The sequence below is a fragment of the Ruania suaedae genome (genome assembly GCF_021049265.1).
GTDB classification, from domain to species: Bacteria; Actinomycetota; Actinomycetes; order Actinomycetales; family Beutenbergiaceae; genus Ruania; species Ruania suaedae.
In genome coordinates this window covers 1,460,190-1,472,464 of record NZ_CP088018.1, presented here as the reverse complement: position 1 = coordinate 1,472,464, position 12,275 = coordinate 1,460,190, and the positions used below count along the sequence as shown (strand labels likewise).

At 73.8% G+C, this 12,275-nt stretch carries 10 protein-coding genes; 6 read left to right on the top strand and 4 right to left on the bottom strand.

The genetic code is table 11. The features are described 5' to 3' along the window. The first annotated feature begins 57 nt into the window (after nt 1–57). Nucleotides 58–702 carry a peptide deformylase gene (gene def, locus LQF12_RS06780; RefSeq protein ID WP_231055207.1) on the top strand — a complete coding sequence of 215 codons (645 nt, stop codon included), beginning with the start codon at nt 58–60 and terminating at the stop codon, nt 700–702. On the opposite strand, the gene LQF12_RS06775 is transcribed toward def, so the two are convergent. Continuing rightward, nucleotides 687–1,955, bottom strand: a complete 1,269-nt coding sequence (locus LQF12_RS06775; protein WP_231055206.1) for a neutral/alkaline non-lysosomal ceramidase N-terminal domain-containing protein — start codon at nt 1,953–1,955, stop codon at nt 687–689. The two genes, def and LQF12_RS06775, sit on opposite strands and share 16 nt — an antisense overlap. Nucleotides 1,956–2,018: 63 nt before the next feature. On the opposite strand from LQF12_RS06775, the gene LQF12_RS06770 reads away from it, so the two are divergent. From LQF12_RS06770 to LQF12_RS06760, 3 genes are read left to right on the top strand one after another with little or no spacing between them, the layout of a single operon-like run. Next, complete coding sequence (locus LQF12_RS06770) at nt 2,019–2,783, top strand: alpha/beta hydrolase (RefSeq protein WP_231055205.1); 765 nt, start codon at nt 2,019–2,021, stop codon at nt 2,781–2,783. 29 nt (nt 2,784–2,812) lie between these two features. Beyond that, nucleotides 2,813–3,799: a quinone oxidoreductase family protein gene (locus LQF12_RS06765; RefSeq protein WP_231055204.1), complete on the top strand. Its 987-nt coding sequence runs from the start codon at nt 2,813–2,815 to the stop codon at nt 3,797–3,799. Next, the gene (locus LQF12_RS06760; RefSeq protein ID WP_231055203.1) at nt 3,796–4,974 is read left to right on the top strand and encodes an MFS transporter; all 1,179 of its coding nucleotides are present in this window, start codon (nt 3,796–3,798) and stop codon (nt 4,972–4,974) included. The genes LQF12_RS06765 and LQF12_RS06760 overlap by 4 nt, the downstream gene beginning before the upstream one ends. Here LQF12_RS06760 and pheT read toward each other — a convergent pair whose 3' ends face one another. Continuing rightward, nucleotides 4,975–7,572: a phenylalanine--tRNA ligase subunit beta gene (pheT, locus tag LQF12_RS06755; protein WP_231055202.1), complete on the bottom strand. Its 2,598-nt coding sequence runs from the start codon at nt 7,570–7,572 to the stop codon at nt 4,975–4,977. Then, a complete protein-coding gene (gene pheS, locus LQF12_RS06750) occupies nt 7,572–8,654 on the bottom strand; it encodes a phenylalanine--tRNA ligase subunit alpha (protein ID WP_231055201.1) in 1,083 nt (360 codons plus the stop codon). Before pheS ends, pheT begins: the two co-directional genes overlap by 1 nt. 109 nt (nt 8,655–8,763) lie before the next feature. Between pheS and LQF12_RS06745 the strand changes: the two genes are divergently transcribed. Together LQF12_RS06745 and LQF12_RS06740 are read left to right on the top strand one after the other, a co-directional pair. After that, entirely contained in the window at nt 8,764–9,444 is a 681-nt protein-coding gene (locus LQF12_RS06745) for a DedA family protein (RefSeq protein WP_231055200.1), read from the top strand. Next, nucleotides 9,441–10,298, top strand: coding sequence for a PfkB family carbohydrate kinase (locus LQF12_RS06740; protein ID WP_231055199.1), 858 nt, complete (start codon nt 9,441–9,443; stop codon nt 10,296–10,298). The genes LQF12_RS06745 and LQF12_RS06740 overlap by 4 nt, the downstream gene beginning before the upstream one ends. Before the next feature lie 4 nt (nt 10,299–10,302). Here LQF12_RS06740 and LQF12_RS06735 read toward each other — a convergent pair whose 3' ends face one another. After that, nucleotides 10,303–12,249 (bottom strand): DUF5107 domain-containing protein, encoded by a 1,947-nt coding sequence (locus LQF12_RS06735; RefSeq protein ID WP_231055198.1) that lies wholly within the window; start codon nt 12,247–12,249, stop codon nt 10,303–10,305. Between the last annotated feature and the right edge of the window lie 26 nt (nt 12,250–12,275).

Genomic DNA, 12,275 nt, shown 5'->3' with positions numbered 1-12,275 from the left:
ACATACCGACGGTGGGCGCGCACAACCAGGCGCGCCGATGCGGAAGAATGGACGCCCATGAGCACCACGATCGTCCAGGGCAGCGAGGTCGAGGACTACCCTGCCGTCCCACCCGAGGCCGTCCGCGGCCGAGCGCTGCGCGTCACCGAGATCGGCGAGGACGTGCTGCACGAGCGCTGCGCCGATGTCACCGCGTTCGGCAGCGAGGAGCTGCGCACCCTCGTGGACGACATGTTCGCCACGATGCTGGTCGCCGAGGGCGTGGGCCTGGCCGCCAACCAGGTGGGCGTGGACCTGCGGCTCTTCGTCTACGACCTCACCGAGTCCGACGGCGCCCGGCACGTCGGTCACGTCGCCAACCCGGAGATCGAGGTGCTCGGCACCGAGACCGAAGAGGTGGAGGAAGGGTGCCTGTCCGTGCCCGGCCCGGGGGCTGACCTGTTCCGTCCCCTGCACGTACGGGTCCGGGGGGTCGACATCGCCGGGGCCCCGGTCACGCTCGAGGCCGAGGGCTACCTGGCGCGGTGCTTCCAGCACGAGACCGACCACACCAACGGCCGCCTGTACGTGGACCTGCTGAGCAAGCGCGCGCGCAAGCGGGTGCTGCGGGACATGGAGGACCTGCGCGAGGAGGTCATCGAGCGCCGCACGGAGGTGGCGTTGCTGCACGAGAAGGAGCCGGTCCCCTACCCGCCGCGCTGACCGGACATCGCCGTCACGGCCGTCACCGCTGCGTCGGCGATCCGCTCGGCGCATCCGGGAGCGAACGGCGCCGGCATGCCGTAGTACCGGTGGGCGTCGAGGACCTCGTAGCCGCCGTGGGGGTACTCCCCCGCCGGTGGCAGGTACCCGGGCACGTCGTCGGCGTATCCCACCACGAGCACTGGTCGGCCGAGGGCCTGCTCGATCTCCTCGGCGGTCTGCAGGAAGGGTTCGCCGGGTAGGAGCACCACCGGCACGCCGAGGTCGACCACCGTGACGGGCGCGTCCCAGGGCGGCGGATCCGCCACGACGCCGGCCTCGGCCCAGGCGATCCAGGCGTCGAGCACGCGGCGCAGACCCGGACCGGCGTTGCCGCGGCCGGCGCGCCAGCACCGCACCTGAGCCTCCCGCTGGGTGGCGTCCGGGCGAGCGAAGGGGACCGGCACGCGCTGCCGGATGTAGCGGACGGCGTCGACCGGGACCGGGGCCGGCTCGGCCGCCAGCACCATCGACGCCAGATGACGGCCGATGCGGTCGGCCTCCTCGGTGCTGCGCTCACCCGGGGCCGACTCCTCGTAGGAGGCCTCCGCCGGGTCGCCGGTGTTGACGTCACCGGCTGCGCCGGTCAGGAACAGGCAGACGCTGCCCGGGGCGGCCTGTTCCATCGTCTCGCGCAGGGCGCCGGGGTAGTCGGCCGCGATCAACCGGTTCGAGGCGTCCAGGACCACCGGGTGGCACGGGTAGCTGACCAGGTCGGCCACCACCGCCCCACCCGCGCGGAACGTCAGTCGCCACACCGGTGGGTCGATCGCGCGCCCGGGGTGGCGGCGGTTGCGTGCCACGCCGGCCCCGCCGGCCCGGGCCATCGCCACCTCGCACGGCCGGCGCGATCGGGCAGCCGCCGCGGTCGCCTCGGCCGCGGCACGCACCAGGTCCTCGTGCACCTGGGGATCGTGGCCGCCAACCCGCCCGAACGCGGCGCACGGCCCGGCGTGGGTGTGCGTGGCCGTCACCACGCACGCCTCCACCAGGGTCGTGCGGGTCCGCACCGCGGCGGCGATGGCCTCGGTGGTCCGCGGGTGAACGGCGCACACGTCGAGGGTGACCAGGGCGAAGGAACCCAGCACCAGCGCCCGCACCGACGTCGGGTTCAGCACCCCCTGGCTCGGGCCGGCCCGGCCGGCATACCCGGACATCGGCGTCCCGACCGGGACGTCGACGATGCGGACGGCGGCGCCCACCTCGATCGTCATCGGCCCTCCCAGGTGCCGGGACCCGGGTCCGGGTCGGGTGCTCGAAGGATACGCTGGGCGCCCATGTCGACCACGCGCGTTCCGCTGCACCTCGCGCCCCGGACCCCCCGACTGCTCCAGGACGGAGCCCGTGGTTTCGTCCTCGTGCTGGCCGGAGGCGGGTACGCCGGCCGGTCCGACCACGAGGGGCCCGGCATCGCGGCCTGGCTGGCCGACCAGGGGATCGCGGCCGCCAGTCTCGACTACCCGGTGGCGCCGGCCCGCTATCCCGCCGCCCTCGAGCAGGTCCTCCTCGCCCTGGCTGACCTGCGCGCGGGCGTGCACGGTGACGTCCGCGGCCCGCTCGTGCTGGCCGGTTCCTCGGCCGGTGGCCACCTGGCCGGGACCGTCGCGACCGTCACCCGGGCCGAGCGACAGGCACTCGCGACACGCACCGGTACACACGACCCGCTGCGCCGGCCGGACCTCGTGACGATGAACTACCCGGTGTTCTCCCTGGTCGATCATGCGCACCTCGGTTCCCGGATCGCCCTGCTCGGGCAGGACCACCCGGAGCAGCTGGCGGTCGACCTCAGCATCGAGAACCGGGTCGATGCCGATGTCCCACCGGCTTTCGTCTGGCACACCGCCGATGACGCTGTCGTGCCGGTGGAGAACACGCTCGCGGCGATCTCCGCCTGGCGTTCGGTCCGGGTCGAGGTCGAGGGACACGTCTACCCCCGCGGCAAGCACGGGATCGGCCTGGCCCTGGGTGAGACCGATGCCGTGGCCGCCTGGCCGGCACACTGGCTGGCCTGGTTGCACCGCCACGGCGTGCACCCGGCGTGAGCCGCCGGCGACGGCGTAGGTTGGATGCCATGCATGCAGTCGTCGCGCACGAGGCCGGTGGACCGGAGGTCATGACCCTGCAGGAGGTGCCGGTGCCCGATCCCGGTCCGGGGCAGGTCCTGGTCCGGAGCGAGGCCGCCGGGGTCAACTTCATCGATACCTACCACCGGTCCGGGGTGTATCCGGTGGACTTCCCCCTCACCCCGGGCGGCGAGGGAGCCGGGACGGTCGAGGCCGTCGGCGACGGCGTCGAGCACCTCGGGCCCGGGGACCGGGTCGCGTGGGCGTCCTCGGTGAGCGGGAGCTATGCCGACCAGGTGCTGGTCGAGGCCGCCCAGGCCCTCCCCGTCCCGGAGGGTGTCAGCGCCGAGGTCGCGGCAGCCATCCCGTTGCAGGGCATGACCGCGCACATGCTGGTCGAGGGCGTCACCCACCTCGGCCCCGGCCGGACGGTGCTGCTGCACGCCGGGGCCGGCGGAGTCGGCCTGCTGCTCACCCAGCTGGCCGTGGCCAGGGGCGCGCGGGTCCTCACCACCGTCTCCACCGAGGAGAAGGCAGAGCTCTCGAGGGCGGCCGGAGCTGCCGAGGTGATCCGGTACGACCAGCTCACCGACCTCACCGAGGAGCTACCTGCGCTGGTGCGTGACCTCACCGAGGGCCAGGGCGTGGACGTCGCCTACGACGGCGTGGGGAAGGCGACCTTCGACGCCTCCTTGGCGAGCGTGCGCCGTCGTGGGCTGCTGGTGCTCTTCGGCGGTGCCAGCGGTCAGGTGCCACCCGTGGATCTGCAGCGCCTCAACCGGGCAGGCTCCCTGTTCGTCACCCGGCCGACGCTGTTCCACTACATCGCCGACGCCGAGGAACGCGCGTGGCGCGCGCGGGAGGTGTTCGACGCCGTCGCCGAGGGGACGCTCCAGGTGCGGATCGGTGCCCGCTTCCCGCTGGCCGACGCCGCCGGCGCCCATACCGCGCTCGAGGGCCGAGCCACCACGGGCAAGGTGCTGCTGCTCCCGTGAACCAGCGGCTCGGCGCCGGGCTGACCTGGTCGCTCGGTGTGCTGGTGCTGTGCGCCTTCGGCACCTGGTACTACGGGTACGGCGTGCTGGTCGAACCGATCGCGCAGGAGACCGGCTGGAATCAGGCCACGCTCACGAGCGCCTACGGGCTGGCGCTGCTCCTGGTGGGGATCGGCTCCGTGCTCGCCGGGCGCGCCATGGACCGGACCGGCCCGCGGCCGGTGTTCGTGCTGGCGGCCGTGGGCACCTGCGCCGGCAGTGCCGGAGCGGCGACGGCGCAGCATCCGCTGGTCTTCGTGGTCGCCGCCGTGGTGGCCCAGGCGTGCGTCGGCGCGGTGGGGTACTACGCGATCGCCCACGCGATCATCTCCCGGGTCGCGCCCGGCGGCCGGACGCGGGCGATCACCCGCAACACCCTGTTCGGGGCGATGGCCAGCCCGATCTTCCTGCCGGTGATGGCGTGGACGGCGACGCACTGGGGCTGGCGGGCGAGCTTGGCGGGGGCCGGTGTGCTGGTGGCGCTGGTGATGGCCTGGGTCGCGGTGCTCGTGCGGCGGGTGCCACCGGTGGAGGGCTCCGCCGGATCGCTGGCGGCCGGTCTCGCGTTCGCCGTTCGTGACCCGGCGCTGCGCCGACTCCTGGCACTGGGAATCGTGGGCGGGGCGATGATGTCGGTGCTGCTGCTGTTCCAGGTACCGGCGATGGTCGACGCCGGACTCACCCTGGCACTGGCCTCCTCCCTGGCGGGGGCGCGGGGCGGGTTCCAGCTGGCCGGGCGACTCCCGTTGCCCTGGGTGCTCGACCGGGTGCCGCACCGGACGGTGGTGCGGGTGTGCCTGCTGCTGTTCGGGCTGCCCGCGCTGCTGCTGCCGTTCTCCGGGGCGTGGGTGGCGGCGCTGGCGTTCGTGGTGCTCGCCGGGATCGGGGTGGGTGCCTACTCCACGATGGAGAGCGTCTACACGGTCGAGTTCACCGAGGTCCGCTCGGTGGGCCTGATCCTGGGGGCCTTCGCCCTCGCGCGCGGGGTCGGCTCGGCGATCGGACCGACCCTGGCGGGCTGGACGGTGGACCTGACCGGGACCCGCACGCCGGTGCTCGGCGCCCTGGCCGCGCTGGCCGTGGTCGCGGTCGTGCTCGTCCCGCGACCGCCCCAGCCGGCGTCCGACCCGAGCTGATCAGCTCCGCAGCTCGGCCCCGTGCCGCCGGCCCGCGAGCGCCACGACGGCCTCGCGCACCTGCGCCGAGTCCTGCGCCGTGAGCGTGCGGTCGGGGGCGCGCAGGCGCAGCGCGAACGCCAGCGAGACCTGCCCCTCACCCAGCGATGCGCCCCGGTAGGCGTCGAACAGGCGGACCTCCTCGGCCAGGTCACCCGCGGCCTCGCGGACGGTGGCGAGCAGCTCGGCGGCGGGGACGCCGTCGGAGACCACCAGGGCGATGTCCTCCTTGGCGGCCGGGAAGGCCGAGATCGCCCGGAACTGGGTCGGCTGGGCCGGGGCGTCGTCCAGCAGAGCGCCCAGGTCGACCTCCAGCGCCACGGTACGGGCGGGCAGGTCGAGCGCCTGGGTCACCTTCGGCGCGAGCTCACCGGCCCACCCCACCACGGTGCCGTCCGCCCGGGCGAACCGCGCACACCGGCCCGGGTGCCACGGCGCCCGCTCGGCGTCGGCCGAGACCGTCACGGGTACGCGCAGCAGCTCGGCGACCCGATGGACCAGATCGATGGCGTCGGCGTAGTCAGCCGTCCGCGCCACGGTGTGCACCGAGGCCGGCACCAGGTGGCCGGTGAGCACGGCGGCCAGGTGCAGGGGCTGGTGCGGGACGGCCTCGCGGACGGCGTCCAGGTCTTCCTGGCTCGGTCTCACGCCGAGCTCGGGCAGTACCGATTCACGCCTCCTGCCGTCGGGCAGGGTGACCAGGCCGAGCTCGTAGATGGCCAGGTCGCTCAGCCCGCGGCCGATGTTGCGTGCCGCTGCGTCGACCAGGGTCTCCAGCACCGTAGTCCGCATCAGCGGTTGCGCCTCGGAGAGCGGGTTGGCCAGCCGCACCGACCGCCGTCGGGAGTCCTCGGCCGGCAGGCCGAGCTCGTCCCGGCGCCCCGGTGCCACGAACGGGTAGGTGAGCACCTGCACCAGGCCGGCGTCGGCGAGCAGGTCCGCCACCCGGCGGCGGGATCGCTGCCGCGCGCTGAGGCCTCGCCCCGGAGGGGCCGTCGGCAGGACCGAGGGCACCTGGTCGTAACCCTGCAGCCGGATGACCTCCTCGGTCAGGTCCGCGGGCGAGCGCAGGTCGGAGCGCCACGTGGGCGGGGTGACCTGCAGGGCGGCCCCCTCGCCGTCGTCGCTCTCGACGCCGGCGCCGAGGCTGCGCAGGGTCTCGGCGACGGTCTCGGCCGGGTAGTCCACCCCGGCGGTGCGCCCGGGCAGGGACGCGTCCAGGGCGATGGGCTCCGGGGCGTGGGTGTGGTCGACGTCGGTGACGGCAGCGTCCGCCGTCCCCCCGGCGAGCTCGACCAGCAGGTCGACCACCCGCTGGGCGGCGATGGCCGGCAGGGCCGGGTCGACGCCGCGCTCGAACCGCTTCGCGGCCTCGCTGGGGAGCTTGTGCCGCCGCGCCGTGCGGGCGACGGTGATCGGGTCGAAGTGTGCGGCCTCGACGAGGACGTCGGTGGTGGAGCCGGAGACCTCCGTCTCGGCCCCACCCATGACGCCGGCCAGGCCGAGGATGCGGGCGCCCTCGCCACCGGCGGAGTCGGTGATGAGCAGATCGTCCCCGTCCAGGGTGCGGGTGACGTCGTCGAGGGTGAGCAGCTTCTCGCCCGGCCGGGCCCGGCGCACCACGATCGGGGCGGCGAGGGTGGCCAGGTCGTAGGCGTGCAGCGGCTGGCCGAGGTCGAGCATCACGTAGTTGGTGACGTCGACCGTCAGCGAGATGGGGCGCATCCCCGCCTGGCGCAACCGGGTGGCGATCCAGTCCGGGGTCTGGGCCTCCGGGTCGATGCCGCGCACGATCCTCGCGACGAACCGGTCGGCGCCGGGCACCCCGTGGATGGGGGCCTCGTCGGCGAGCTCGACAGCGAAACCGTCCGCCGTCGCCTGCGGCGGCTGGGGCGCGGAACCGGCCGGGGCCACCAGGCCCGGGTCGGTGAACGCGGCGCCGGTGGAGTGGGCGTACTCCCGTGCCACCCCGCGCATGGAGAAGCAGTAGCCCCGGTCCGGGGTGACGTTGATCTCGAGCACCTCGTCGGCGAGGCCGAGGAGGGTGAGGGCGTCGGTGCCGGGCGCGGGTGGGTCGGCCAGCACGATGATGCCCTCCCCGTCCTCGCCCAGTCCCAGCTCCTTGGCCGAACAGATCATGCCGTCGGAGAGGTGGCCGTAGGTCTTCCGGGAGGCGATGGCGAAGTCCCCCGGCAGCACCGCGCCGGAGAGGGCGACCACCACGCTGTCGCCGGCGCCGAAGTTGTGGGCGCCGCAGACGATGCCGCGGGGGTGGTGGGGCAGGCCGGTCGCCGCCTCGTCGGCGCCCTCGGGTGCGGAGTCCGGGGCGTGCTCGGCGCCCACGTCCACCAGGCACCAGTTGATGGTCTTGCCGTTCTTCTGCTCCTCGGGCCTCACCGCGAGCACACGGCCGACGACCAGCGGCCCGGTCACGCCGGAGGTGTGGATCGTCTCCTCCTCCAGCCCGACCCGGACCAGATCGGCGGCGAGCTGCTCGGCGGTGGTACCGGCGGGGACGTCGGCGTGCTCACGCAGCCATGTCAGCGGGACGAGCGGCATCAGCGGACCCCCTCCCGTGAGAAGCGGATATCGCCTTCGATGATGTCGTGCATGTCCTCGATCCCGTGCCGGAGCATCAGTGTGCGTTCGATCCCCATCCCGAAGGCGAAGCCGGAGTAGACCTCGGGGTCCACGCCGCAGGCGCGCAGGACGTTCGGGTTGACCATGCCGCAGCCGCCCCACTCGATCCAGCCCGGTCCGCCCTTCTTACCCGGGAACCACAGGTCCATCTCGGCGCTGGGCTCGGTGAAGGGGAAGAAGGAGGGCCGCAGCCGGGTCCTGGCCTCGGGCCCGAACATGGCGCGGGCGAAGTGGTCCAGCACGCCGGTCAGATTCGCCATCGTCAGGCCCTTGTCCACCGCCAGGCCCTCCACCTGGTGGAAGACCGGGGTGTGGGTGGCATCGAGCTCGTCGGTGCGGAAGACCTTCCCGGGGCAGGCGATGTAGACCGGGAGGTCGCGCTCGAGCAGCGTGCGCGCCTGCACCGGCGAGGTGTGGGTGCGCAGGACGAGATGCTCCGCCGAGCCCGGGTCGAGCACGCCCTCAGCGGGCTTGCCGTCGGAGGGCGCCACGAAGAAGGTGTCCTGCATCTGCCGGGCCGGGTGGTCCGGACCGAAGTTGAGGGCGTCGAAGTTGAACCACTCGTGCTCGAGCTCAGGGCCCTCGGCGATCTCCCAGCCCATGCCGACGAAGAAGTCGGCGACCTCGTCCATGACCACGTCGAGCGGGTGGCGGGCGCCGCGGGCGATCCGCTGCGGGGGCACGGTCACGTCGACGGTCTCGGTGCGCAGCACGTGCGCATCGCGCTCGGCCTCGAGCTCGCCCTGGCGGGCGGCGATGGCCTTGTTCACGCGCCCGCGGCTCTGGCCGAGCAGCTTGCCGGCCGCGGCCTTGTCGGCGGGGTCGAGGGTGCCGATCTCGCGGTTCGCGAGCGCGAGCGGGCTCTTGTCGCCCGTGTGAGCGATGCGGGCGGCCTTGAGCTCGTCCAGGTCGCCCGCGGCGGCGATGTCGGCGAGGGCGGCCTCCAGGGCTGCACCCACGCCGTCGGGATCGAGCGGGGAGGGGACTTCGGGGGCGGACATGCCAACCTTTCGCCGTCGGGTGGACCACAGAGGAGTCTAGAGGGACGGTGAGCGCGACCCGTCGTGAGACCCTGGGATCTCCATCATCGCGCCCCCCGAGAGGACGTTCATGCTGCCCACGATCGCCCGGGAGGCCGTCGCGCCCGCCGCTGAGTACGAGGGCTTCATCGGGTGGGTGCTGTCCCTGATGACGAGCGTGGGCGAGGTCGGCGTCGGGCTGGCGCTGTTCATCGAGACGTTCTTCCCGCCCATGCCCTCGGAGGCGGTGCTCCCGGGAGCAGGCTTCCTCGCGTGGGACGGGCGGATCAGCTTCTGGGGCGCGGTCGCCGGTGCCACGATCGGCGGGCTGGTCGGCGCGTGGGTCTGGTACGCACTGGGGGCTGCGTTCGGGCGGGAACGCACGCGGGCGCTCGTACGCCGCACCCCGCTGCTGGAGGTCGAGGACTTCGACAAGGCCGAGGCCGTGTTCACCCGCTGGGGTGCGGTGGCGGTGCTGGCGGGGCGGTGCGTACCGATGGTGCGCTCGTTCATCTCGATCCCCGCCGGGATCGAACGCATGAACTTCGGGCTCTTCACCCTCTACACCTTCCTCGGTTCGGCCGTCTGGAACACCCTCTGGATCGGCCTCGGGTTCGCCTTCGGCCCCACCATCGAACCGGTCCTGGCCCGCTGGAGCGGGATCCTCTCGACCGTCGTCGTGGTGATCGTCGCGCTGCTGTTGTTGTGGTTCGTCCTCGCCCGCATCCGTAAGCTGCGGCGCCGGAACGGTTCCCCCCAGACACCGGCATGAGCCGGTCCGTCCTCTGCTGCGGTCTGACCACCCTCGACATCACCCAGGTGGTGGAGCGACTGCCCGCCGCGAACGAGAAGGTCCTCGCCGGCGAGTTGCGCCTGGCCGTCGGCGGCCCCGCCGCCAACGCGGCACTGACCGCTGCGGCGCTGGGTTCGCCCACCACGCTGGTCACCGCCCTGGGCACGGGGCCGCTGGCCGCCCTGGCGCACACCGCCCTGACCGAGGCAGGGGTGCGCGTGCTGGACCTCGGCACCCTCGATTCCCCACCGGTCTCCACCGTGCTGGTCACCGAGGCGACCGGTGAGCGCGCTGTCGTCTCCACGAACGCCGCGACCGCCCGCGAGCTCGCCGATCTGACCGGTCTGGCCCAGCTCGCCGACGGCGCCGCGTGCGTCCTGGTCGACGGGCACCTGCCGGAGGCCTCCCTGGCGCTGTGCCGCGCCGCCCGGGAGCACGCGATTCCCACCCTTCTCGACGGCGGCTCCTACAAGCCGCAGTCACTGGAGTTGTTCGCCCACCTCGATCAGGTGCTGCTGTCGGAGGACTTCGCCTGGCCGGGCACCACTGATGCGCTCGCGGCGGTCGCCACCCTCGGACCGCAACTGGTGGCGCAGAGCGCCGGCGGTGGGCCGATCACGGTACGCCGGGGCGGCGGGACGACGACGGTGCCTGTGACGGCCGTCCCGCCGGAGGAGATCGTCGACACCCTGGGCGCCGGTGACGTGCTGCACGGAGCGTGGGCGCACGCCGTCGCCGGTGGTGCCGGCGCACTCGAGGCGCTGCGGACGGCCGCGGAGGTGGCGAGCACCTCGGTGCGTCATCCCGGGGCGCTCGGATGGGTCCGGCGCTGAGCGCTCAGCGCATCCGGTAGTCGTAGCGCACCGGCACCGGCTCCCCCGGGAAGGCGGCCTGCCACAGGTCGCTCAGCTCGCGCTCCCCCTCACGCAGGTCGGCGACCTCGATCCCCTGCTGCAGCAGTTCGCGCGCCGTGGCGGCGCCCCCGGCGGTGCCGGTCGTCCAGGCGGCGCGCGCGTGCAGCAGGCGCACCCGGCCCGCGCGCTGGACCGGCGGAGCAGCCCGGGCGACGATCGCGAGCGCCTCCTGCGCCCGTCCAGCCCGCAAGGCCACGGTCATCGCCTCGGTCGTGAGCGAGAGCTCGGCATCGGTCCCGGCGACTCCCGGCGTGTCCAGGGCGCGGGTCAGCTCGGCGAGTGCGTCCTCGCAGCGCCCCTGCTCGGCGGCCACCTGGCCGAGGCCTCGGCGGGCCCAGGCGGACTCGGTGTGGAGCAGGGAGCCGCGGTAGTGACGTACGGCCTCGTCCAGCCTCCCGTCGGCGTGAGCGAGCACGCCCAGGTGGTAATCCCGCGCCCACCCCGGCTCCTGGGCGGCCAGCAGTGCGCGCCACCGGTCGCCGGCGGCGTACGAGGGCGGCCACGCCGTCGGGTCGGCCTCGCGCAGCAGGGTGGCGGCCAGGTTCGGTGCCGCCGCCAGCGCCGACCACAGGTCGGTGGTCTCCGGCTCCGGGAACGGGGTCCCGGGCGAAATGAGGCGATCGCCGCCCAGGACGGCCTCGAGCCCGCCCCACGGCGACCCGGCAGCGAGAATCTCCTCAGGTGGCTCGTCGGCTCGTCCACGGGCCAGCGCCAGGGCGGCGTCGGGGTCGGGGAGCAGCTGCCGGGCTGCTCGCGTCCCGCTCTCGACGGCGGCGCTCCAGTCGCTGCCGTGCGCGAGCTCGGGATCGAAGGCGGCGTCCCCGTAGACCTCCAGCCAGTCCCACGCCTGGCGCGCCGGCACCATCGTGTGCTCGAACTGGGTGGGCAGCAGCCCGGCCTGGATCTCCAGATACCGGCCGCCGGCCGGGCTGAGCCAGTCCTGCCAGTGGGCTCCTCCGGGCGCGGTGCCCCAGCAGAACATCTTGCGACCCCGGAGCCGGTCGGTGGAGGCCTGCAGCAGACCGTGACCGTCCGCGCCGACGGCCGCCACCCAGGGGCGGGCGGCCGTCGGGATGTCGAAGAAGTAGTCGGCGGCGTGGACCGACCGGGTCGGGTAGGACACATCGACGTCACCGCGCCGGGGCACCCGGACGTGGCGCACCGGGCCGTCGGTCGCCGTGGAGAAGGCGGACGTAGCCGGGGCGAGCACGCGGACGTCGTCGGCCTCGGGAACGGCGGCGTTGGACCACCAGTACATGGGCACCGGCGCCGGCCCGGGGTTCTGGATGCGGACATAGATGTGCAGCGCCCGCGCGCCGGCGGGAAGCCAGGCGTCGACCTGGAAGACCGTGCCGCGCAGGCGGTCCAGCTCCCACATCCGCAGCAACGGATCACCGGCGGCGGTCCGCAGGCGGGCCGCGTGCAGCGGGTCCATGGTGTGCGCGGTGTGGCCCTTAGTGCCGATGTTCCACTCCACCCCACCGGCGAACCAGGCATTGCGCAACGCCAGGTTCGCCGGTTGCAGCACCGGGTTGGCGTAGAGCAGATCCCGGCGGTCGGGCAGGGTGACCAGCGACAAGAGCCGGCCGCCGAGCGCGGGGACGAATCTCGCGCGCAGGTGCTCGTTCTCCAGCACTACCGTCTCGAGGGTGAGGTCGGACAGGACGCGGCCGTAGCGGTCCTGCTGCAGGTACGGGTGCATGGACCGGGGCCAGCCCTGGCGGGAGCGCTCGATCAGGTCCGGTGGGAGATCCTCGGCGAGCGCGAAGCCCGCCTCGGTCATGCTGCCCGGGTGCGGCAGCGGGTCCGGCGCGGGCAGCGTCCCCGGCAGAGTGAGCGGCTCGATGGTCAGGCGGGCGGAATCAGGCACACCTGGAGGCTATCTGGCACTCGAGT